The 22,289-nt window shown below is 62.0% G+C and carries 24 protein-coding genes; 10 read left to right on the forward strand and 14 right to left on the reverse strand.

The features are described 5' to 3' along the window. The first annotated feature begins 224 nt into the window (after positions 1-224). Positions 225-1,172, forward strand: coding sequence for an AEC family transporter (locus AC6H34_RS22900; RefSeq protein WP_448147262.1), 948 nt, complete (start codon positions 225-227; stop codon positions 1,170-1,172). On the opposite strand, the gene AC6H34_RS22905 is transcribed toward AC6H34_RS22900, so the two are convergent. The 4 genes from AC6H34_RS22905 to AC6H34_RS22920 form a co-directional block, all read right to left on the reverse strand. Then, the gene (locus AC6H34_RS22905) at positions 1,167-1,883 is read right to left on the reverse strand and encodes an SAM-dependent methyltransferase (protein ID WP_497540328.1); all 717 of its coding nucleotides are present in this window, start codon (positions 1,881-1,883) and stop codon (positions 1,167-1,169) included. The two genes, AC6H34_RS22900 and AC6H34_RS22905, sit on opposite strands and share 6 nt — an antisense overlap. A gap of 95 nt (positions 1,884-1,978) precedes the next feature. Then, positions 1,979-2,782 (reverse strand): dienelactone hydrolase family protein, encoded by an 804-nt coding sequence (locus AC6H34_RS22910; protein WP_448147264.1) that lies wholly within the window; start codon positions 2,780-2,782, stop codon positions 1,979-1,981. Between the two features lie 63 nt (positions 2,783-2,845). Beyond that, a complete protein-coding gene (locus tag AC6H34_RS22915) occupies positions 2,846-3,754 on the reverse strand; it encodes an arginase family protein (RefSeq protein WP_497540329.1) in 909 nt (302 codons plus the stop codon). Positions 3,755-3,893: 139 nt separating this feature from the next. After that, entirely contained in the window at positions 3,894-4,421 is a 528-nt protein-coding gene (locus tag AC6H34_RS22920) for a Dps family protein (RefSeq protein ID WP_448147266.1), read from the reverse strand. 541 nt (positions 4,422-4,962) lie between these two features. Here AC6H34_RS22920 and AC6H34_RS22925 point away from each other — a divergent pair. From AC6H34_RS22925 to AC6H34_RS22935, 3 genes are all read left to right on the forward strand, one after another. Next, positions 4,963-5,892, forward strand: coding sequence for an ABC transporter substrate-binding protein (locus AC6H34_RS22925; RefSeq protein ID WP_448147267.1), 930 nt, complete (start codon positions 4,963-4,965; stop codon positions 5,890-5,892). Positions 5,893-6,182: 290 nt separating this feature from the next. Then, positions 6,183-6,566 (forward strand): hypothetical protein, encoded by a 384-nt coding sequence (locus tag AC6H34_RS22930; protein WP_497540330.1) that lies wholly within the window; start codon positions 6,183-6,185, stop codon positions 6,564-6,566. Positions 6,567-6,880: 314 nt separating this feature from the next. Continuing rightward, on the forward strand, positions 6,881-7,186 hold the full coding sequence (locus AC6H34_RS22935; protein ID WP_497540331.1) for a hypothetical protein: 306 nt from the start codon (positions 6,881-6,883) through the stop codon (positions 7,184-7,186). Positions 7,187-7,205: 19 nt separating this feature from the next. Here AC6H34_RS22935 and AC6H34_RS22940 read toward each other — a convergent pair whose 3' ends face one another. Beyond that, positions 7,206-7,985 carry an SDR family NAD(P)-dependent oxidoreductase gene (locus AC6H34_RS22940; RefSeq protein WP_448147270.1) on the reverse strand — a complete coding sequence of 260 codons (780 nt, stop codon included), beginning with the start codon at positions 7,983-7,985 and terminating at the stop codon, positions 7,206-7,208. A 141-nt stretch (positions 7,986-8,126) separates the two neighbouring features. Here AC6H34_RS22940 and AC6H34_RS22945 point away from each other — a divergent pair, with 141 nt between their 5' ends. Further along, positions 8,127-9,017, forward strand: coding sequence for an AraC family transcriptional regulator (locus tag AC6H34_RS22945; RefSeq protein ID WP_497540332.1), 891 nt, complete (start codon positions 8,127-8,129; stop codon positions 9,015-9,017). A gap of 67 nt (positions 9,018-9,084) precedes the next feature. Here the strand turns inward: AC6H34_RS22945 and purU are convergent, their stop codons facing one another. Together purU and AC6H34_RS22955 are read right to left on the reverse strand one after the other, a co-directional pair. Beyond that, complete coding sequence (gene purU, locus AC6H34_RS22950; RefSeq protein ID WP_448147272.1) at positions 9,085-9,969, reverse strand: formyltetrahydrofolate deformylase; 885 nt, start codon at positions 9,967-9,969, stop codon at positions 9,085-9,087. A 254-nt stretch (positions 9,970-10,223) separates the two neighbouring features. Further along, positions 10,224-11,072, reverse strand: coding sequence for a cytochrome c (locus AC6H34_RS22955; protein ID WP_497540333.1), 849 nt, complete (start codon positions 11,070-11,072; stop codon positions 10,224-10,226). A 511-nt stretch (positions 11,073-11,583) separates the two neighbouring features. Here AC6H34_RS22955 and AC6H34_RS22960 point away from each other — a divergent pair. Further along, complete coding sequence (locus AC6H34_RS22960; RefSeq protein ID WP_497540334.1) at positions 11,584-11,973, forward strand: hypothetical protein; 390 nt, start codon at positions 11,584-11,586, stop codon at positions 11,971-11,973. A gap of 103 nt (positions 11,974-12,076) precedes the next feature. Here AC6H34_RS22960 and AC6H34_RS22965 read toward each other — a convergent pair whose 3' ends face one another. Beyond that, positions 12,077-12,727, reverse strand: coding sequence for an outer membrane protein (locus AC6H34_RS22965; protein WP_448147275.1), 651 nt, complete (start codon positions 12,725-12,727; stop codon positions 12,077-12,079). A 1,440-nt stretch (positions 12,728-14,167) separates the two neighbouring features. Next, positions 14,168-14,815, reverse strand: coding sequence for an acetyltransferase (locus AC6H34_RS22970; RefSeq protein WP_448147276.1), 648 nt, complete (start codon positions 14,813-14,815; stop codon positions 14,168-14,170). Between the two features lie 277 nt (positions 14,816-15,092). Between AC6H34_RS22970 and AC6H34_RS22975 the strand changes: the two genes are divergently transcribed. Further along, a complete protein-coding gene (locus AC6H34_RS22975; protein WP_497540335.1) occupies positions 15,093-15,560 on the forward strand; it encodes a hypothetical protein in 468 nt (155 codons plus the stop codon). Positions 15,561-15,790: 230 nt separating this feature from the next. On the opposite strand, the gene AC6H34_RS22980 is transcribed toward AC6H34_RS22975, so the two are convergent. Continuing rightward, entirely contained in the window at positions 15,791-15,970 is a 180-nt protein-coding gene (locus AC6H34_RS22980) for a hypothetical protein (RefSeq protein ID WP_448147278.1), read from the reverse strand. Between the two features lie 654 nt (positions 15,971-16,624). Here AC6H34_RS22980 and AC6H34_RS22985 point away from each other — a divergent pair. Further along, the gene (locus AC6H34_RS22985; RefSeq protein WP_448147279.1) at positions 16,625-16,834 is read left to right on the forward strand and encodes a hypothetical protein; all 210 of its coding nucleotides are present in this window, start codon (positions 16,625-16,627) and stop codon (positions 16,832-16,834) included. Positions 16,835-17,033: 199 nt separating this feature from the next. On the opposite strand, the gene AC6H34_RS22990 is transcribed toward AC6H34_RS22985, so the two are convergent. Then, positions 17,034-18,167, reverse strand: a complete 1,134-nt coding sequence (locus tag AC6H34_RS22990) for an alpha/beta hydrolase (protein WP_497540336.1) — start codon at positions 18,165-18,167, stop codon at positions 17,034-17,036. 174 nt (positions 18,168-18,341) lie between these two features. Here AC6H34_RS22990 and AC6H34_RS22995 point away from each other — a divergent pair, with 174 nt between their 5' ends. Further along, positions 18,342-18,521, forward strand: coding sequence for a hypothetical protein (locus tag AC6H34_RS22995; protein ID WP_497540337.1), 180 nt, complete (start codon positions 18,342-18,344; stop codon positions 18,519-18,521). A 23-nt stretch (positions 18,522-18,544) separates the two neighbouring features. Here the strand turns inward: AC6H34_RS22995 and AC6H34_RS23000 are convergent, their stop codons facing one another. Both AC6H34_RS23000 and AC6H34_RS23005 read right to left on the reverse strand, forming a co-directional pair. Further along, positions 18,545-19,198 carry a glutathione S-transferase family protein gene (locus AC6H34_RS23000; RefSeq protein ID WP_497540338.1) on the reverse strand — a complete coding sequence of 218 codons (654 nt, stop codon included), beginning with the start codon at positions 19,196-19,198 and terminating at the stop codon, positions 18,545-18,547. Positions 19,199-19,407: 209 nt separating this feature from the next. Beyond that, positions 19,408-20,310: an AraC family transcriptional regulator gene (locus tag AC6H34_RS23005; protein ID WP_497540339.1), complete on the reverse strand. Its 903-nt coding sequence runs from the start codon at positions 20,308-20,310 to the stop codon at positions 19,408-19,410. A 93-nt stretch (positions 20,311-20,403) separates the two neighbouring features. On the opposite strand from AC6H34_RS23005, the gene AC6H34_RS23010 reads away from it, so the two are divergent. Beyond that, positions 20,404-21,150, forward strand: a complete 747-nt coding sequence (locus AC6H34_RS23010) for an SDR family oxidoreductase (RefSeq protein WP_448147284.1) — start codon at positions 20,404-20,406, stop codon at positions 21,148-21,150. Positions 21,151-21,203: 53 nt separating this feature from the next. On the opposite strand, the gene AC6H34_RS23015 is transcribed toward AC6H34_RS23010, so the two are convergent. Further along, positions 21,204-22,094 (reverse strand): adenylate/guanylate cyclase domain-containing protein, encoded by an 891-nt coding sequence (locus tag AC6H34_RS23015; RefSeq protein WP_448147285.1) that lies wholly within the window; start codon positions 22,092-22,094, stop codon positions 21,204-21,206. Positions 22,095-22,289 lie beyond the last annotated feature (195 nt).

The raw sequence follows: 22,289 nt of genomic DNA on the forward strand, positions 1-22,289 counted from the left end.
TCGGCTACGCCAATGAAAACCTGTTCTCCTAAGGGCTCGGCTACGGGGTCTTCGGCGGCAGGGTGTCGTTAGTCGGGTGGCTGTCGGAAAAGCCTGGAAACCATGAAGGCCATGTCGTTCGGGCAGGGTCACGGATTTCCGCATTCCGCTTCATGCCCCGGTGACGGCATCTATGCCTGGATGCCTCCGAAGTTCGATGCCCTGGCGCTCTCTGGCCAACCGTCATGCTCTCGACCTTTTCAACCGTCCTGCCCATCTTCGCCCTGATCTTCGCCGGCTGGCTCGCGCGCCGCATCGGAGTGCTCGGCGCGCACGCCACCACCGAGCTCAACCGCTTCGTGGTCTGGCTCGCCCTGCCGGCTCTCCTGTTCGACGTCATTGCGCATACGCACGGCGCCGATATCTGGCAGCCGGGCTTCATCGCCGTCTTCGGGCTCTCCAGCGTCCTGGTCTTCGCCCTGACCTTGCTCATCCGTCTGCGCGGGGCACGGCCCCTGGCGGATGCTGCGATAGATGGTCTCAACGCCGGTTATGCCAATACCGGCTTCATGGGATTTCCGTTGGCGCTCGTCGCGATCGGCAGGGAGACCTTGGCACCCACGGTGATCGCAACCATCATCACGGTGTGCGCCATCTTCGCCGTGGCCATCGTGCTGATCGAAGCCGGCTTGCAGGCCGAGAAGCGTCCGGGACCGCTCGCGGCCAAGGTCTGCCGTTCCCTCGCGCGCAACCCATTGCTGGTGGCGCCGGCGGTCGCTGCCCTGTTCCCGCTTAGCGGATTGAGTGTGCCCGACGCCGGGGAGAGCTTCCTAAAGCTCCTGGGAGGAGCCGCCTCTCCCTGCGCGCTCGTCGCGCTCGGCCTGTTCCTTGCCCAGAAGCAGGAAAAGGCCGCTGCAGGCGCCGACATCACGGCCCTGCTTGTCGGTTTCAAGCTGGTGCTGCACCCGCTGGTAACCTGGGTACTCGCGGTTTTCGTGTTCCAGTTGCCGCCGCTTCTCACGCACACAGCCGTGCTGCTGGCTGCCCTGCCGACCGGTACGGGGCCCTTCATGCTGGCCGAGTTCTATCGGCGGGAGGCCCAGGTCACCTCTCGGGTGATCCTTACTTCCACGATCATCTCGATCCTCACCGTTTCGGCCTATCTTGCCTTCGTGACGCCCGCGTCATCATAGGCGACGCGTGATCCAGCCGCCCCAGAACAGGCTCGAGAAGAACAACTGCGGCGGCTCGAAAGCCGATGCGGCAAGCAGATCGCAGATAGCCCGCTCCGAGTCGGGCGGATCGGCGCCCTGCCGGATCTTGCCGAGCTTCGCCTCGATCTCGGAAGGAGACGCCCCATGCATCCTCCAACGTTCGCTCCACGCGGCGAGGAAGAGCGGGCGGCTTTCATAGGGATGGCGGTTACCAGCAAGAATGAGCGGCGCCCCCGTCTTGAGCCGTCCGGCGATGTCACGAAGAATCGCCAGCTTGGCTGCTTCTCCCGGCAGGTGATGCAGCACGCCGATCAGGGTAGCGGCGTCATAGATACGCTCTTCCGGGAGGGTGCCGATTTCGCCCAGTACGGGCGTGACTCGGCTCGCAAGGCCAGCCTGTCCGACGGCCGCCATCGCCAACTCCAACATGGGTTCGGAGGGGTCGACGGCGGTGAAGTGCCAGAGGGGCTCCAGCGGGGCCGCGCAGAGCATTTCCTGCCCTGTGCCGCCGGCGCCGGCAACCAGGACATGAGCCTGTCGTCCCGGACCGAGATCGGCTGCGAGCAGGCAGGCAGCCAGTTCATGGCACGCGTCGTAGCCCGCAAGGGCAATGCGGCTCTGCACCGCATATTCCCCGGCGCGGCCGGTATCGAACTTGCCGGCCGAGGAGTTAGAAGGCGGTCTGTTCATTTTTCAGCTCCCTATGCAGCGCTTTTCCCGCAGGGAAAGGGCGCCGGGAAGACGCCCCTTTATGCTGGTATGAAAACTGCCCGGAAGCGCGGCCCTCAGGACTTCGCGAAGGTTTCCGCCAGCCAAGCGCGCATCATCGCGTAGGATTCCCCGGCAGCCTTGGCGTCGTAGCGGCAATTGCCGGTGGCGGCGGTCGCCTCAGTCTCCGTGAAGCAGTGCACGGCATGGCCGATCACGGCGAAGCGCCAGTCTGCCGGGCTGCCCTTCATCTCGCTGAGGAAACCAGGTGCCTGGGGCATGGTGTCGACGTCGTCGGCGCCGGTCATCGCGAGCACGCGGGCCTTGATGTTCTTGGAGAGGGAGGGGTCGTCCGTGGCGAGAACGCCGTGGAAGGCAACCACCGCCCGGACGTCGGAACCACTTCGGGCAAGGTCGAGCACGGAAGCGCCGCCGAAGCAGAAGCCGATGGCCGCGAGGCGGCCGGTATCGATCGGGGCAGACGAGGCCTGCGCCTTGAGCTGGTCTACCGCAAGGCTGATACGCTTGCGCATCAGCACGCGGTCCTTCAGCAACGGCATGATGGCCGCCTGTGCTTCATCGTTGTTCTTGGGTCTCACAGAAGCGCCGTACATGTCCGTGAGCAGGATTACATAGTCCTTGCCGGCGATCATTTCGGCCTTCTTTACGGCGATGTCGGTGACGCCGTACCAGTTAGGCACCATCACCAGGCCCGGGCGCTTGGCCTTGCCTGCGTCGTCATAGATGAGAAAGCTGTGAAAGGCGGTGCCGTCCAGCGTCCAGTCCACAGGCTTGGCGACCATCTTGGCGAAGGCCGGCTGCGCGTAGGCCACGGCGACAAGGGCAACGAGGGCGAGCAGAAATCGACGGATCAGGCGCATGATGTAGCTCCCTAGGCGGATCTGTACAAGTCCGTCCGCATCATGCATGCGCCGCCCCGTGGTTCAAACCTGCCTGATGACGCGCCCGATCACATTGACGAGAAGGCGGGCGGCGGTGAGGGCCGTGATGCCGTCGACATCGGAGGGAGTGTGGAACTCGATGATGTCGAAGCCCGCGATACGGCCGCGCCTGCTTACCGCCTCGATCAGCGCTACGGCCTGCTGGTAGCTGAGCCCGCCGGGCGTGCGGGCGGCGACACCCGGCATCACGCTGGGATCGAGACCGTCGCAGTCGAGGGTTATGACCACGCGGGCGCCTTCCGGGATGTGACGGATGGCCGCCTCGATGCCTTCTGCCTGAATCTCCCGCGCCGTCACGAGACGGGAGCCCCAGCGTCTGGCTGTTTCGACTTCCAGCGGCCTTGCGCTCCCGACGCCTCGAATGCCGGCCTGCACGATGCCGGCGACATGGGGCATCTCGCTTGCCCGCCGCATGGTGCTCGAATAGCCCATCGGTTCGCCATGGCGCTCGTCACGCCAGTCGATATGGGCATCGATCTGCAGAATCCAGATCGGGCCGTGATCTGCGAAGCCGGCGATGAAGGGAATCGGCACGGAATCGTCGCCCCCGATCATCACCGGTACGGCCGAGGCAGCGAGAATGGCGCGGGTCTTCTCCTCGATGAGCCTGCGGTTGCCTGCGTTGTCATGGTCCGAGGTCGGCAGGTCGCCCGCATCCGTGCAGCAGGGTGCCCGGCCGTCGAACAGGGGACCGCCGAGATCGAAATCCCAGCTGTCGAGAAAGGACGCATCAGCCTGGCTTGCAGTGCGAATGGCAGCCGCCGCTCCGGCAAATCCGATGCTGTCCGCGCCCGGATAGGTGCTGCCATGAGGAGCGCCGAACAGCACGGCGCGCGGGCTACCGTCAGGCAGTCGTGCGGGAAAACCAAGGAAGCCGGTAGAGGGGGACATGTCTGGATCCTCGCCTGAGTTCAGGGCTGATCGAAGAATCGGGAAGATTTCCGTTTCTTTTCATCGCAGGGTTGGTCCCTGCGATCCAGAGTGTCCCCAACATGGGCGAGTGTGGCCTGCCCCGGGTGTCGATTGCTTGTCAGGCGGAGGCAGCGGGACGAATGTGCGAGGCCTCATAGAGGAACCAGCTCCGCCGCTCGCTCTCGTCGATCCAGTTTTCGATCAGGCTGGCGGTGGCGACGTCGCCATACTCGTCGCAGGTGGCGTGGACCTGGCGCATGGCGGCGGTGAGGCGACGGTTGTCCTCGCCCAGTTCGGCCAGCATGTCCTGGGGATCGACATAGTCGGCGTCGTTGTCTGCCAGGCGCTGCAGGCGGGCAATATGCCCGATGGAATGCAGCGTCGTGCCGCCGACCTTGCGGGCGCGCTCGGCGATCGCATCGGTCATGGCGAAGATCTGGTCACCCTGCTCGTCGAGCAGCAAGTGATAGTCGCGGAAGTGCGGTCCGCTCATATGCCAATGGAAGTTCTTCGTCTTCAGATAGAGCGCGAAGACGTCGGCGAGGAGAGGCGCGAGTGCAGCGCTGATATCCCGGCTCGCTGCTTCGGAAAGGTCGGTGGCGACGTGAGAACGGTCTGCCCAGGCGGTCTTGGCCGGTACAGTCATGGTTTCGTCCTTTCTATGCTTCTGGAGAGTGCCGGAGCTTGCTGGCATTCATGATTATTTTGACATGATGATGAAGAAGCTGCCTTTCACCCGTATTCCCTCGGGCCGGTTTGCCTGCGATGCCGTCGCAACGCTTGCCGATGCCGGGGCAGATCTTCGATCACCGTGGTAGAACACTAGAAGTGCCCTGCAAGGCTCTCAATCCATACGAACGTATCCGCCCCCATATGTTTGCATGGGGCACCCCCAACCAAGGTATGCGTCGCCCCTGCGGACGGCACGATGTGCCGAAAGGAAAAAGGGCAGGGCCTCTGCATGGCTACTCCATCGCGGAACGCGACGGGGCCATAACGAAAAGCGACTTCGGTTACGGCGACCAGCTTTCTAAGATATTGTTGATACTGTCTTTTCCGTCGTCGAACGGTTACGGCCATGGATGTGGGCCGCTCTCGCGAGCAAGCGGCCGGCCCATGTGAGCGCATGGTTCGATCGGGCGAGGGGAACTCGGGCAGATCAGGAAACGCAAGAGGGGAAAACCACCATGTCCTTCAGGACATTTCAGGCTGGCGGCGTTGCCGCGGCCATTGCAATCGCGCTTGCCGCCATGCCTGCCTGTGCAAGGGAACTGCGGTCCGTCGGGATCAGTGTCGGTTCGCTGGGCAATCCATATTTCGTCGCCCTCGTGGAGGGTGCCAGCCAGGCGGCGCACAAGATCAATCCCGATGTCCGCGTCAATGCCGTCTCGTCCGAATATGATCTCGGCAAGCAATTCACCGAGATGGATAATTTCATCGCAGCGGGTGTGGATCTCATTCTCGTAGCGGCGGACGACCCCAAGGCCATCGCGCCGGCCATAAAGCGGGCACAGGCGGCAGGAATTGCCGTGGTGGCCGTGGATGTCGAGGCAGAAGGGGCGGATGCCACCGTCGAGACCGACAACACCAAGGCCGGGGAGATCGCCTGTGCCTATCTCGGCGACAAGATGGGCGCCGGCAACGTCGTCATCCAGTGGGCGGGGCCGCTTTCGGGTTCGATCGCGCGCGTCAAGGGTTGCGAGAAGGCACTCGGTGCCCATGCAGGCATCAAGGTTCTCTCTGACGACCAGAACGGCAACTGCACCCGTGAGGGTGGCATGAACATCATGCTGGACCACCTGCAGCGCTATCGCGATATCAAGGGGGTATATACGATCTGCGAACCGGAGGCGCTTGGCGCGGATCTTGCGATCCGTCAGCTCAAGCGCGACGGCATCGTCATAGCGTCCACCGACGGTTCTCCGGATGCGGTCAGCGCGCTCAAGGGCGATACCGACCTCATCGCCACCTCGAGCCAGGATCCCCGGCAGGAGGGACGCATCGGTGTCGAGGAGGGCTACGGGCTCATGAACGGCAAGCCGCCCGAGCACAGGATCCTGATGCTGCCGCCGCAACTGGTGACCCGCGACAACGCTGCCCAATACAAGGGCTGGTGACAAGACCCAACAAAAAACCCAGTCCTCCCCCCGAGGACTGGGCTGGGTAACTACTCCCCCGAGAACGGCGACCTAGGTTGGGCGAGGCGCACCGACACCGACATTGCTAGCCGTTGACCGGCCCGGTGCATGTTACCTGGGAAACAACAGTTGAATGGTGCGCGGAGCCCCGCCGGGACGAATGCTCGAGCCGGGCGCGCGAAAGCTTGCGCCTCCGCCTCTCTTCGCGCAGTCTTCGGCGGGGCACGGGCCACTGTTGCCCGGTGGATGACAGGGCCGGAGGAAGAGATATGCAGGGGATCGTCTTGGGAATGGTGGGAATTGCTTTCGCCACGGCGGCCATGGCCCAGGATAGTGCGACTCCGGCGGCCACCCCGCCGCCGACGACGGATCTGCAGAAATTGATCGAGGCTCAAAGCGCCGAGATCGCCGCTCTCAAGCAGTCCGTGGATGCTCTGGCCGCCGCGAGCAAGGGTTCGAAATCTCTCCTCATCGTGAACGCATATCCCAGGACCTTCGACCTCGACCACAGCGCGGCTATGCGCGGGAGTACGCGGCGGGATGCGGCCGACATCTGCCGCAACCGCCTGGGCGGAGGCGCTTTCGCCACAAATCTGGAGCAGGTCTCGCCAACCCAGGTGATTTTCACGTGCCGGGTACCCGAGACGCCGTAGCCTGTTCGACGAAAAGGTGGCACCTCCCGTTGCCGCAGCTCCCGCAATGCGCCTGCTGTTGCCGGGGCGGGCCAAGGCAAATTGCGATCAATCTGACAGGATCGACCAGGTCACCCATCGGCAGTGAAACACTCGGCGAGCCGTGGCGATTGGTCCTGAAGGTAAGCTATACTAAGCGCATCTCGCTCTCGGACGAAATCGCCATGAATCGCAAAATGCTCGTGATTTCTGCATGTTAGGTTGGAAAGGCCGTTCGACCTGGCCGCATTTTGCTGTAGAAGGCTGCGGAACGAACGACATCCCCGAGAGAAGATATGGCAACGGATGCACAGATCGATGCGCTGATCGCGGCGCTGGGAATGCCCGACATGGCACGCGAGAAGGCTGCGGCGGCGGTGGACGCCTGCGACGCCGCCCTGGGAAGCGAGGCGCCGCCGCGGCGCTGGCGTCACAAGAAACGCGGCAGCACCTATGTGGAACTCGGTCTTGCCCAGGTGCAGGCCGCCGAGCCTCTTGCCGACCACGAGGTCGTCGTGGTCTATCGTGCGGAGGAGGACGGCGAACTCTGGGTACGCCGGAAGAGCGAATTCCTCGACGGCCGTTTCGAGCCGCTGTCCTGATCCGATAGGGGCGAGTGGGTCAAAGCGCCATGCCGCCGGAGACTTCGATGCGCTGGGCGTTGACCCAGCGATTGTCGTCGGCGAGCAGGGAAGCGATCATCGACCCAATGTCGTCCGGCTGGCCTACCCGGCCGAGTGCCGTCATTTCCGCGACACGCCTGTTGATCTCGGGATTGTCGCGCACCATGCCGCCGCTGAAGTCCGTGGCGATTGCGCCGGGCGCGACCGTGTTCACGGCGATCCCGCGTGCACCCAGTTCCTTGGCGAGATAGCGTGTGAGCACCTCGACCGCTCCCTTCATCGCCGCGTAGGGGCTGCTGCCCGGCATCGTGACACGCGTAAGGCCGGTGGAGACATTCACGATCCTCCCACCGTCCCGCAGCAGCGGCAGCAGTCTCTGGGTAAGGAAGAAGACGCCCTTGAAATGGACGTTGTAGAGCGCGTCGACTTCGGACTCCGTCGTGGTCTCGAAGGCATTGTGATGGGAGATGCCGGCATTGTTGACCAGATAATCGAAGCGATCGATGCCGAGATCTGACAGGATCTTGCGCACCTCGTCGGCGAAGGCACCGAAGCTGGCCACCTTGCCCGTATCGAGTTGCAGGGCGAAAGCCCGTACGCCGGCCTGCCCTGCGGCGGCGACCACCTTGTCGGCTTCTGCCCGATTGGCGTTATAGGTGAAGATCGAATGGATGCCGCGCCGAGCCAGGCCCAGCACGGTGCTGCGGCCGAGACCGCGGCTGCCGCCGGTGACGATGGCGACCTTAGGGATTGAAGAAACGGCGTTTTCGGATGTCATGGCAGGTTCCTCGCATGGCTTTTGATGGCCTGCAGAATAAGTGCTGCACTGCCCGCGTGAATGCCGAAACCCTCTCCTTTCTTGCCTGATCCTGCTCAGGAGCCTATCTATCTCGCACCGGTTAAAAGAAGGGGCTTCTTTATGTCCGAGGAGTTGCTGGCGGCCGTCGGCCGCTACACGGCGCGCCAGGCGGGCGAGAGTCCCTTCGCGACCGCCATCGAGGGCTTCACCATCCTGCGCTCCGAGCGTGAGAAGCGAACATCGCACATGATCCTGAAACCGGCGCTCTGCGTGGTGGTTCAGGGCGCGAAATGGACCAGTTTCGGTGAGCGGCGCTTCGAATACCGGGCAGGGCAGGCCCTGGTCGTAAGTGTCGAAATGCCGGCCTTCGGCCGCGTGACGGAGGCTAGTCCGACAGAACCGTTTCTCGGCCTCGTCATGGAATTCGATCTGGCGATCATGCGCGAGGTTTTGCAGGGACTGGAGACGCCCCCGGCGCGAGGGGGCAGGCCTGGGCACGGCGTCTTCGTCACCCATTTCGACGGCGCGCTTGCCGATTGCGTGCTGCGGGCGGTGCGCCTGCTCGACACGCCACAGGCCATAGGCATGCTCTATCCCTCGATCATGCGTGAGGTTTGCTATTGGCTCCTGACGGGACCGCAGGGGGGCGCCGTCGCCAGGATGACCCTGGCGGGCAACCACGCCCACCGGGTGATCAACGCGGTCCATGTTCTGAGGGCGCGTTTTGCAGAACCGGTGCGCGTCGAGGAACTGGCGGCGATCGCACAGCTCAGCCCGTCGGCCTTCCATCGCCACTTCAAGAGCCTGACATCCATGACGCCGCTGCAGTACCAGAAGCAGCTGCGTCTCCTGGAAGCTCGGCGGTTGATGGTCACGAACGCCGCGAACGTGGAGTCCGCGGCATTCGAGGTGGGCTATGAAAGTCCATCGCAGTTCAGCCGCGAGTATACCCGCATGTTCGGTACGCCGCCGCGAAGGGATGTGGCCGCGCTGAGGTTGGCGGCCGCCTGAGCACGGGCGCAGGCTGGGGCCCTCAGCCGGACACAGAAGGGGCTGCGGGTTTCCCGTCAGCAGCCGCTCAGCCCATCCGCTCGGATGCGTAGCTACCGGGGCTGGCAGGGAAGACAACCGTTCGGTTGCCGTCGATGAAGGTGCGGTGGTGGATATGCGCGTGGATGGCCCTGGCCAGCACCTGCGATTCCACGTCGCGTCCGAGCGAGACATAGTCCTCGGGGCTCTGGGCATGGGTCACCCGCACGGTGTCCTGCTCGATGATTGGGCCTTCGTCGAGGTCGTCAGTGACGTAATGCGCAGTGGCGCCGATCAGCTTCACGCCGCGCTCATAAGCCTGCTTGTAGGGATTTGCTCCCTTGAAGGAAGGCAGGAAGGAGTGGTGGATGTTGATGATGCGGCCCGACATCACCTTGCACAGTTCCTCCGACAGGACCTGCATGTAGCGTGCGAGCACGATCAGTTCCGTGCCAGTCTGCTTCACCAGATCCATGAGGTGGGCTTCGGCCTGGGGCTTATTCTCTTTCGTCACCTTGATGTAGTGAAACGGGATGTCGTGGTTCACCACCAGCTTCTGATAGTCGAGGTGATTGGAAACGACGCCTACGATGTCGATGGGCAGGCCGCCGATGCGCCAGCGATAGAGCAGATCGTTCAGGCAATGGCCGAAGCGCGAGACCATCAGCATCACTTTCATGCGCTCCGCCGCATCGTAGAGCGCCACCTCCAGACCGAAACGTTCGATGATCGGCTGCAGCCCCTCCAGGAGTGCGTCGCGTCCAAGGCCCTGCTGCGACTGGATGGAAATGCGCATGAAGAACCTGCCGGAGTCGAGCGCGTCGAATTGAGAGGCATCCACGAGGTTGCAGCCCTTCTCCGCCAGGTAGCCGGAAAGCGCCGCAACGATGCCCCGCGTCGACTGGCACGATACGGTCAGGATGTATTTATTCACGTCGGATGCTCCACTTTCGGGCAGACTGCCCGTTGACTGACTAGATAAAGGCGCACGACTACACAGGCATGGGCAACGGCCTCGGGCGCATGGCTGCCTTGTGCGGAGGGCGGGTTCCTCAGGCAAGAAGCATACCAGCGACGAGGTACTATCCCCGACCCGTTGCGACAGGCTTTCGCTGATTTTCGTCAAGACTGGATGACACGTGCCAGAGCCGATCGGCTGTTTCGCACCGTCGGCGGGCGAACGGGGCGTCAGGGCGCTTGAGCCGCGGTTTTCCGTCCCGCCATATAGGCCAGATAGGCGATGATCGCATCGAGATCCGCATCGCTAATGGATTGCCTATCGAAGCCCGGCATCTTCATGTCGGCCCAGGCGCGAAGGGAGGCCGGCGAGCGGATATAGGCCCGCAACGCCCAGGCCTGAAAGTATTCGGTGGGATTGTGGGGGATGTTGAGGTCGGGGCCGACCTTCGCGTCTCCAGCGCCTCCCATCTGATGGCAGACCATGCATTGCTTGGCGAACAATGCCTGACCGGCCCGAAGGGGAGATTCCACGGCTACGTCATTCGCCACGGCGAGGCTAGGCCATTTCGACGCCCATGCAGGCACGAATCGAAGCGTATCGACCTGGAAAGGCCACTGCTCGCTCGTGATGCCGGAGGCTGCCGGATTGAGCCATACCAGGTAGAACGGCCCGGTCGCCTTGCCGCCAGCCGTCGGGGGCCAGGGGGTATCGGACGGCTCGATGGCCAGCCAGGGAACGGCAGCCTTGTCGCCGGCCGGATGAATGAGATCCACTGGCAGGTTGGTCACGAAGCCGTCCGTGGCCGTAATCTGCAGATCCTGGCCGGCCGGCAATTCCTCGACGCCGAGAAGCGAGCGCAGAGGCACGGCGCGATAGGTCATCGTGCGGCCATAGCTGGCATCTGCCGGCACCTCGATGGTCGCGACGTCCGAGCGGTGCAGCAGTTCTTCCGTGGAAAGCGATTTTCTCGCTCCTACATCCATCAGCAGTTCAGCAGCCATAACCGGACCGGCGGCCGCCAAGACGGCCAGCGCAAACAGTCCACGAGTGAGCCGGCGGAGCAATTTGATCTGCATGCAAGAAGCAACGAGTTGTTCGAATATCGCTACACTACTGAGACAGGGCTCTGAACGTCAATTGATCCCAGATCGGCCTCGTCCCGAAAAGGGCGATTTCAATACAGGTCTGAATGATTTCTTGGTGCTGTGAAATCACATCCCGAATACGGCTTGCTGGGAGGGTCCCGCGCTATCGCGCAGCCGCATAGGAGGACAGCCACTGGCCGTAGGTCTAGAACATCTGTTCCGAGACCCAAAAAACACCCCGGCCGGCCACCGCTTGGAGCCGGTGGTCGGTCGAGGCGTGCCGGAAGTCGGGAGACCGGCAGCTCATCGTAGATCGTTGGGCCGCCAGATCAAATGAACGATGGGTAAGATTACGCACGCATCGGCCGCATAGGAGCAGATCGGATACGTCAGTTGGCGTAGGGACCGACGGCGTGCCTTGTGGCACCTTTCCATCGGTGATGTTCCACTCCGCGGAGGCTCATCGATGTCGGCAAGATACTTTATTGATACGGAATACGATTTGGACATTCCCGCTCAGGGGGCACTTGAATCCATCACGGTCGCAGTGGATATCGTGCCGTTCAATGGCGAGGTCATCATCTTCGGCTGGAGCAGGGACGGCCGTATCGCAAAGGTCGACGTGAAGGGATCTCAGCCAAGCGTGAGGCTTCCCTTCGTGCATGCGCGTATAGCCATCAAGCGAGTGGGGAAAGTCTCCATGTGCAGGCTGATGGACACGCGATGGCGCAGCGGAAAGGGGGCTGAATTCGTTCCGCCCGTGCGCAGCATCAGCGATGCACTGGTCTCCGAATACGGCAGGAGCCCGATCGCCCAATGGCACGCGTTGAGGGTGCGGCATCCGGTGTCGAACCTTAGGGCCGGCGCACTTCTTCTCTCGGTGCAGTTTTGATCATCGACCTCCGATCACGCCCAGGTGTGGGCCGTGCACCCGGTAGAGTGCAACGACAAACCCCGCCGAAGCGGGGTTTGATGAGATGCCCTCGGGAGACGGATCAGAACTTGTAGCTCACGCCGAGCGTGAGATTGGTCGAGTCGAACCTGACCTTGTGACGTACACCGGCAATGTTGAGGTTCTTGCTGCCGAGATCGACATAGCGAGCTTCGCCGCGCACGATCCAGTTGTCGTCGATTGCATATTCGAGGCCGGCGCCCGCGGTCCAGCCTACCCGCGTGTCGCTGTTGGAGCCGACGCCGAAGCCGCTGACCTTTTCATCGCCGTAGGCGACGCCGCCCGTAATGTAGGGCAGGAAGCGGTCGAAGGCGTAGCCGATGCGGGCTCGGGTAGACCCTTGCCACTCGTTCTTGAACTTGGCGCGGAATACATCGACGCCGTTCGTCACGGTCTTCGATTCGCTGAAGCTTGAATAGTCGATATCCGTCTCAAGACCCACGACAAAGCCGCCGTCGAATTGGTAATTGTAGCCGGCATGCACGCCACCCAGGAACCCGGCTCCGCTGAACTTGGCCGAATCGACCTTCCCTTGGCCGATGTCGGTCCCTGCGTGGAGGCCCACATAGAAGCCGGTCCAGTTGTAGGGGGTGACGACAGGCGTCACCGGCTCCACCGGGGCAGGTGCCAAATCTGCCGCGAATGCACCTGATGAGGAAAGGAGAACGGCTGCTGCAGCTATGTGGAGCTTCATTTGTGAGATCCTTAACCGGAGGACGAGCGGGGTATGGTTAACAGGTTCTTCCGGCAAATCTGTGTCATTTGAAACACCAGTCTGCACGCTGAATCTGACCGGAAGAACCCTTGCGGTCGTCGAAAACAAGCCTCGGCTCTACAGTCATCGGCTTATGCGAGGACACCACCGCACGGAGGCGCCACGGAGGGAACGCACTCCTCGACGGTTGGTTCCCTTGAATTTTGTCTTTTTAAGGCATCGGCGGAATTGTTGCGATTGTCCTTTGGTCCGAGGTGGAGGAATTCAGCCTCTCTATCTCAGGGGATCGACCAGCAGCGCAAATGAGGGAGGTGACTGACGCCGGTCATCAAGAACGGTCAGGAGGACGTCCTGACAATACATGGAGCAGGATGACTTCCTCAGGACCGGACCCCGAATGTGGTCAAGCGCAACCGTCACAAATGGGGCCTGGGGGGCGGGTTCAGCGCACAGTTCCCTTCGATCCGCCTTTTATGACGCGAGAGCCACCGAGGCCATCGTCGGCAGAGAACCAAACGGCCCGCACGGGAGCCGAAGAAATACGTCTCCCACCGGGAACAAGGCGGGACAGGGCTCGTTGAAGTTTTGTCAGAGCAATCCGCCTACCGGCTGCGAGGCTCTGGCATTCGCCTGATGGTGCGCTGGAACGCCGATCGGGCAGCGGCCCGGCCGGACGCCCGATAAAACGGCCGGGCCGCCCTTGGTTAAAAGGTGGCACTATCCCATCACCCCATGGACAATACGTATAGCCGTGGTTCGCTCCGCCGGTCCACGGACCATCTGCGGCAGAGACGATCCGCCGAAAGGGGTGACAGCGTACCCGTTCATGACCAGTTCATACGAGTTGGCTCAAATGGGAATGGCTGGTTTCGAAACATTGTCCGCCAGCACGAAGGGGGGAGCTAGTTAAAGCGTAGGAAGGTGCCGAAACTGCACTCACGGATCCCTTATATATGCCTCTCATGACCTTTTATATAATCGTTCCCTTTGTCCATGACAGGGACGGCAAATTACTTAGCATCTCTGCAGAAGAGACCGCTTCGAAATCTTCCGCTATCTATCGGGCGACCAGCCTTGTGGGTCACAGCTATGGTGGAGATGCTATCGTCGGGGCCGCGGTCCTGTCGCGAACCGGCGAGTCGGAAACCGGGGAATTCGAGCCCGCCATCATCCACTCGCGGCACGGAGAAACGCCTTCCGATCTTCGGAACGTGTTTGGCTAGGGCATCTTGTGTTTTGTCGGAGTCGGCAAAACACAAAGACGCGTCTAACAACAAAGACATGGAGCAAAGCGGCGTTTCTACCTAAACGCGCCTTGCTCTAGGGACAGGACCTGTCGAAAGCGATGAGCGGGCGAAGTACCGTCTGAAGGCCCCTGCCCAGGCAGCGTGGAAGCGGTGCGAATTGCTTCTCTGGCCTTCAAGGACCGCAATGAAGTTTCGCAGGGGTTCCCACCACTGTCTCGCCCGGTGCGATATTCTTGGTCACGACGGCGCCGGCTCCGATCACCGCGTCGTCTCCGATCTTCAGGTGGGGGAGGATCGTGGCGCCGGCTCCGACAAAGCACCCGTGCCCGATCTCAATTTGGCCGCACAAGGTTGCACCGGGCCCGATGTGTACGCCATCGCCGACAATGCAGTCATGGTCGACGCTCGCGCGCGTGTTGACGATCGAGCATGCGCCTATTCTTGCATGGGTCGCCACCGTGGCGCCCAGCAGCACTTGAGAGCCTTTTCCGAGTGAGGCGTCCGGGGCCACGATCGCCGTCGGATGCACCAGCGACAAATGACGGAGGCCGAGGGCATCCAGTTCCCTCGCGATCGCCATGCGATCCCGACCGTAGCCGCCACCGATAGCGAGTGCGTAAGACAGTGTTTCGGTCGGCTTAGGGTAATGCCCCATCCAAGCCTTCAGGCCGTCCAGCCCCAACAGCATCGCCGGGCCTGGAAACGGCGCATTGACGGCCCTGTTGTCGACGATCGCCAGGATCGAAATGCCGAGGCTCGCCATCAATTCGCGGAGCACACGGGAGTGGCCGGTACCACCCCAGAGGATTGCTTCAGTCAAGACTGCTCTTCCTGCGAGCGCCCCCGGATTTTGCATCTATCAAGCGATCGTGATTGACGCAAGGGAAAAGAGACCCTCCTCCCTATCCGAAGGTAGGTGTTTCCTAGCTAAATTGTGGACCTGGATACCAAGAAAGAGGTGCTTGGTTCTTCGCGGAATCCCGCGACATTTCGTTTTGAGGTCGGGCGGATAAGAGCTGTCAGCCTGCCGTTGCGGGTATCGACATCATGCCTTTCGGATCGGGACATCCAATCATGCCGACCGAGGTTTCCGTAGGGTGAGTCACATCCGTGTCACGCCGAATGGCGTGTTTCAAAAATCTAGGAAAATCAATTCACTAGATGGAAAAGCGAGGGCCGAATTGCCGGACCGTATTGCCGTCGACGCAGAGTATGACCTCGATATACCATCCGATCTGCTGCTCCAGTCAATCGTGATTGGCGTGGAGATCAAACCCATGGACGCGACCGTCGCCATATTGGGATGGGGTGATGGCGGCACGCTGAGCCAGATTGGGGTAATCGGCAGCCAGGAACGTATCGTATTGCCCTTCATCCATCGGCATATCGCCGTGAAAGCCGTCACGCCTGTCAACTCCGTCATCGTCACGCCACTCGCCTACAGGACGGCCCGAGGAAATGCATTCGTTCCGCCTGGCAAGCTCATCGGCAAGTGTCCAAGGAGCCAGGCGGCCCCCACCACTCCAGGTGGCGAAATAGAAAATACACACCATCATGGAAAGTAGACGATCCGGTTTCCTTTGGGCGGCCGCATGCCTAATTCCTCGCTAAGAAAGGCGTGCTCAAATAACTGGCTTCTCAGGATAACACCACCCGTTCGAGAGAGGCGGGAGGTTCGGCGTCCGTCCCCGCGGACCATGCCGGACCTCCTCCCGTATAGGGCCGCGTCACTCGACTGCGGCTGGGGCCGCGCCGGAGAATCCGCACATCCCTTCAGCCTGTCTCGCAAGTCGGTCTAGTCGTCCTCTCGCTTTGCGAGCGAAGTGCCCCAAACACCACCGATGAGCGCGGACAGGAGAATGACCCAGAAATGAAGCGCACCCTGGTCCCAGTCGGCGATCAGGGTGAAGGTAGTCCCAATGGCCGCGCCGATGAGAGACCAGAGCACGAAGGGGGAAGGGCGTCTCACCTTCATGGTTCGTTTCACGGTTTGGCTCTGCGGACGGCAGGGATTTGCGTGACGCTTATGCGATCCGAGAATTAGGTAGCAATTAGTGCGGCGGGCGGAGGTTTGGCCGGTTCCGATGCTTCCTGGACGTGGTCCCAACGCCCGCGACGATGTCCGCGGAACAGGGGCGAATGCCGGAGGGGAGGGGCCACTACGTCTGGGGCACCCGTGGGCGGTCGCGTAAGTGACGAAGGCCGAATGAAATGGCCAAGGCAAGAAAAAGCCCGGCTCAGAGATACGCCAGAGCCGGGCAGTGCTTTCAGTATGTGGCATACGCTCACGCAATCTTTGTAGCAGCAATGAGACAGGCTCACATCTGCGCATAAGTTTGGGTCTGATCCACACTTGGTGGTGTCGGACTTTCTCTTGCCGACTGCACTGTCAGACAAATGTCGTACCCACAAAACGGAGGTAGTATCGCTCCGGCTAACCACTCCAGCTAGGGATCATGCTTCCGGCAATGCCGGACGGGGCGCGTCACTGCTTATTGCCGATGAGGACAGTTTCCGGGAGCCATGTGCGGAACTTCCTGCGCAGGCTGGGATTTTCCACGGAGGAGCGCTTGGGCGAGGCATCGTCGCGAGGGTGTGACGGCCTTGTCCGTAGAAACGGAGGAAAGCGATGTCCAAGGCTCGCGGACTGTTTCGCAACGTCATTGAGGGCGTGGAATACGCCAGGGTCGAATATAATCCATACGATATCGCCGATGTGCCTCGGCTCGATTATGAAAAGCTCGGCTTCGAACCGATATTCGATGAATTGCCCACGTTCGCGGAGTTCGAAGCGCGGGACGATGTCAACAGCGCCCGCTTGCCCGGCTCGCCTGACTGAAGGCGGGTCTTCAAATGGCAAGTCCGCGCGCAGGGTGCAGGCAAGGGAACGGAGGGCGGCGGCCCGAGTTGGTGCGAACGCACTCTTCGCGGGATTGGAAGAGCGATCTGCAATCCAGAACTCCGCAGGAGCTGCGATCGAGTTCATTTCATCGTGGACGCCGCGATCTTCGGTTGCGCGACTGGCATGATGGTCAGCTCTAATTAGCCGTCAGGATCTTGATGGGAGCGGTGAGGACCGCAGCCGGTAACGTCAACACCGTAGTCGCTGCGCTGACGGGCCCATCCTGCCTCGGTTTGGGAATGCCTCGCGCCAGCACTTTTCGCAGGTCCGGTGCGATCTCGGCGATCTGGGCGAATTTGCTGTGATTGGTCGAGTCGTCGGCCTTCAGGTCGGAGAGGTCGACAACCACCGCGCCGAGCGCCGTAAGTTCTGCTGCGTCGCCGCTGGCGCCCAGGCGATCCTTGTCGCCAGCGATGAAGCGTGACAGGCCGAGTGCGCGATCGTCCTTCGAAAGGATGATCAGGAACGGCTTCTTGGGCTTGCCGATACGCTGCATTTCCGACTTGAACACGTCGATGTCGATGTCCGGAGCGGCGAGCACCACGGTACCGATCTTGCCGCCGGGAGGAAGCAGGCCCGAGATCTTGATTTGGCGGAAGGCCTCGACCGTAACCCATGTGCCCATGGAGTGAGCCACGACATTGATTTCGTCGGCATCGCTGGCGGCCAGCAGACGGATGGTTCGCTCCAGCCCGTCGCGAGCGATGGTGGCGCTGTTGTTGTCGTAGACATAGTCGAGCGTCTTGCCGCGAGAGGCCCAGCTGAAGAAGACGGGCACCGCAGGTCCACGAGCATCGTGGACGACCTGGGTGAACCGATAGAGGCCTTCGGCGAACAAGGTATTGTAGCCATGGATGAAGAGCAGGACCTTGCGATGTCCTCGGGGTTGAGACTTGAGGCGCTGATTCAACTGCGCGATGAACTGCTTGTCGCTATCGAGGAACTCACCGCCGCGCGTTACGAAGTCCGTCTGAGGGTTTCCGGGTGGTGATGACGGCCACTCGATGTTACCGGACTTGTGCGACGGAGGAACGCTGACTTCGATGGAGGCAAAGTTGAGAGAGGAGGTGCGATCGCCATTGAAGAAGGTGCCCGGGCGGTCGTCGCGCGCTCTCGTCGTCGCCACGAGGATGTCGTGCGAGGTAGCACCCTGGACCACGGTGGCATTGGACACCAGTGCGCCTGCCTCGGGCCTGTTTGCACAGCCGGCGAGCAAGGCCAGACTGAACAGGCACGCTCCGACGATGTAGGTTCTTCCCCCCGCACGCATAACCCATCCCCGATCTAGGCCGCCGGCACGCTGACGGCTGTACACGATATCCGACACCAATACCCGAAATTCAGCCGCGCGAAATTGGCACTTCGGGCGATTGTTGAATTCGGCCTGTGGCGCCAGTCGTCGCCGCATGCCGTCCCGCCGGCGCAACCCTCGATATCGGCCCGGATGACGTCCTTGTCGTACCGGCATGTCGAACCCGGCAGGTACCATGCTTTCGGCCTTTCTTCCTACGGCCCGAAGCGCGATCCGCGTGGCTCGCTCGATCTCAAGATCCATTATGAGATTCCAGGCTGCGATAGCGAGGCCGATTGGTTCCCGGCCCTGGCGTCCGGGACGTTGGCCTAGCTCTCGTGTCCTCGGCCCGGCGCTCAGCGGTGGTTCGACGCAGAGTTGAATACCGCCAGTTGAGCATCGAATGCGCGCTTGAAGGCAGGACGCGCCTCGCCGCGGGCGACAAAGGCGGCCAGGTTCGGATATTCGACCAACATCCCCGAACCGTTCAACCTGCGAAGCACCGTCACCATCAAGAGGTCCCCGGCGCTGAAGGCACCATCGAGCCACTCGGCATTGCCCAGACGCCTGGATAGTTCACCCAGTCGGCCATGGATGCGATCCTCCAGAATAGGCAGCCGCTTCCTGTACCAGGTCTCGCCGTGCTCCACGAGCTTGGCGACCTCCCGATCGACGATCGGCGGCTCCAGGGTGTTCAATGCGGCGAACATCCACGCGATCGCACGCGCACGGGCGTTGGTGTCATCCGGCAGCAGGCCGCCATGGCGCTCCGCGATATGGAGCACGATCGCTCCGGATTCGAACAAGGCAAGATTACCTTCTTCATAAGTCGGAATCTGTCCGAAGGGCTGAAGAGCGCGATGGGCAGGCTCCTTCATCGCCTTGAATGAAAGAAGACGAACCTCGTAGGGCTGGCCCGCTTCTTCGAGGGCCCAACGAACACGCATGTCGCGTGCCTGCCCTCCGCCGCGATCGGGCGACCGTTCGAAGGCCGTGACAATAGGCTTCATGGGAGGGCTCCTGCTGATTGCATGCCGAGGATGCGAGCGATGGACATGAAGACGGCGATCTCCCTCACGTTCACGCGTTCGGTTCCCGGGGGCATTCGGAGGACGAATGACCGGCATGATCCCCGACAACTCGTCTTGCATTCGTGGCCTTGGGGGCGGCCCGAACCGCCGTCATTCCCGCAACGCCGTCAGGTCCGGATCCGCCAGAGCTAGCCTGCCGTCTCGTCGCGAGCATAGATGCTCGGCGGCAAGCCGACATGGCGCGTGAAAGCGACGCTGAAGGTGCTGGCGGAGCCGTATCCGACGCGGCGGGCGATCTCGGCAACCGAACCCTCACGGCGATGCAGCAGATCCTTCGCAAGCACCATTCTCCAGTGCAGCAGATAGTCCATCGGGGCCGTGCCGACGGCCTGTCGGAAGCGGACGAAGAAGGCCGAACGCGACATCGCAGCCTCCTTCGCGAGGCTGGCGATTGTCCAGGGTGCGGTCGGCTGTTCGTGCATGCGCCTTATGGCGATCGCAACGCGCTCATCTCCCAGGCCACGGAGCAGGCCGGACGGCGCGTGCGACCCCGCTGAACGCAGGGCCTCGATGAACAATACCTCCATGAGGCGCGCCAGAACCACGTCCCGTGCTGGCCGGCTGGCACGAGACTCCTCGGCAGCGAGTTGAACGAGCGTGGTCAGCCTGTCCTCGCCCCGTGCATGTACCAGCGCGGGGAGGAGCGTGACGAGGAGCGCCGCGTCGGTCGAACCAAAGGCGCAATAGCCGATGAGCATTCGAACGTCCGGATCGGCCTGCGGATCGCCGAGGCGGAAGACGTTGGGGCGCACCTCAACCGGCATGGTGTCGACGTTGGCGGCCGGTGTCGGATCGATGCTCGACGATGTGAAGTCATAGGCGGCTGGAATGAGGATGAAGTCGCCCTTCTCCACCCTGAGCGACTCGCGACCGTGAACTTCGAGACGAACCGTGCCTTCGAGGAGCGCGCAAAAGAAGGGGCGTCCCTGTTCCGAGCGGCGCACGCGCCATGCACCCGTGCCTTCAATGAACTTGAAGTACGACAGATCAGGCCGCAGCAGGCCGACGACTTGGGCGAGAGGATCGGTCAATTCCGGACTTTTGCTAACGAGATATGGACTTTTGATTGTAGAAAGTATGGTTGCGGGAATCCATCTTATTCCGGGTCAACGACAGGAGACCACATGTCGACCATATTGATCACCGGATGCTCGTCGGGCTTCGGCCTGGAAACTGCCCGCTATTTCGCCGATCGCGGATGGAATGTCATTGCCACCATGCGTTCCCCGCGCGAGGATGTCCTGCCCCGGTCGGAAAGGGTGCGGGTCGTCGCGCTCGACGTGACGGCTGCCGACAGCATCGCAGCCGCGCTCGAGGCGTCCGGCCCCATCGACGCGCTCGTCAACAATGCCGGCATCGGCTTCCTGAATGCAGTCGAGGGCACGCCGATGGACGTTGTTCGCGACATCTTCGAGACGAACACGCTGGGCACGATCGCTTTGACGCAGGCCGTGTTGCCACAATTCCGCGAGCGGCGCGCAGGCGTGATCGTCAACGTCACCTCATCCGTGACGCTGAGGTCGCTTCCGCTGCTGTCGGTTTATACGGCCAGCAAGGCCGCGGTGAATGCCTTTACCGATAGCGCCGCGCTTGAACTGAAGCAGTTCGGGGTCCGCATGCACGTCGTGCTGCCCGGGCGAGCGCCTGACACCAGCTTCGCCGAGAATGCGCGGGCGCGCATGGCTACGGGATTTCCCGAGCCCTATGCCGGGATCGTGCAGCAGGTCTTTGCGGGCTGGGAGCAGGACACCGGGCCCGTCACGGCGGCCGGCGACGTGGCAGAGGCGGTCTGGCGAGCCGTGAGCGACGAAAACTCCCCCCCTCACATTCCCGCTGGCGCCGACGCTGTCGCCTGGGCCACGAACCGCTGAGACGGGGCGGCATCCGGCACCGCTCGCGCCGGATGCCGCCGGCCAGTCGAAAATCATCCCGAGATGATTTCGTAATGAAGGATCTGGGCCTCGCTAAGCGAGGACCGCAGCCCAGGCGAGATGGTACCGGAGCTGAAGAGGAGAACGTCCTCGCGCCGTACGAACACTTCATGATCGGAACCCATCGACAGGAATGTGCCCGACGAGCTTCGCTCGGCAAGGCGGGCCCTGCCGTTCGAAATGGTGAAGGTCGCGTGATACCTCGAGACCCAGGGGCGCTGGACGACGATATCGCATTCCGGGGACCGGCCGATGGTCACGGATTCGTTCTGGCTGCAGGATCGCACCTGATCTCCATAGCGGATGACCAGCTTGATGTGCCGCGGCGGCGCCGAGCGCCTGTTGATGACGGTAGCTCCGCTGACGATCTGCGTGCTGAGGGCACCATCATCGTTCCAGAGGGTATAGACGTCGAAGAGTTCCTGCTTCCCCTTGAAGGCCATCTTGTCGAGGAGCCGCAAGGTATTGCGGCTTTCTTCAGGGAGAGCTTCGAAGAAGCCCTGGCTGATCAATGCCTCCCCAGGGTTGGCTGTGGTGGACAGCCGTGCAGTGACATTGACGACGTCGCCGAATACCTCCCCCCGCGTGCGAATGACCGGCCCGAAATGCAATCCGATCCGGGTATTCAACGAGCCTTTCGTCAGTTGGCGGGTGATCTGGTAGACGGCCATCAGTGCCGCCTCCGGTCTCTCGAACAGGCTGAGCACGTCATCGCCCTTCGAGTGAATGAATTCGCCGCCATGCCGGGCGACGACCTCGCGTATGGTGTCCAGGCAGGTCGAGACCTGCTGCAGGGCAGCATTGTCGCCGATGCGTTCATAGAGCGGCGTGCTGCCGACGACATCGACCAAGAGGACTGCGGCCAGAACTCTTTCTTGATCCATCAATCCGCATCCGCCCCCAGAACGCCACGCTCATAGCATACCAAAAGTGCCCCCGGCTTATCCACCGTGTGCCCATGATGGGCCAACTGGCTCGCGGTCGCGGTGTGACAAGGCGGCGCGCAGCCCCACACAGGCGTACAACGTAAAGAAGTTCTCTATGTCGATGTGCACCCGGGGAGATTGCCAAGGCCTTCA

This window comes from Labrys sp. ALF-8, assembly GCF_059699065.1.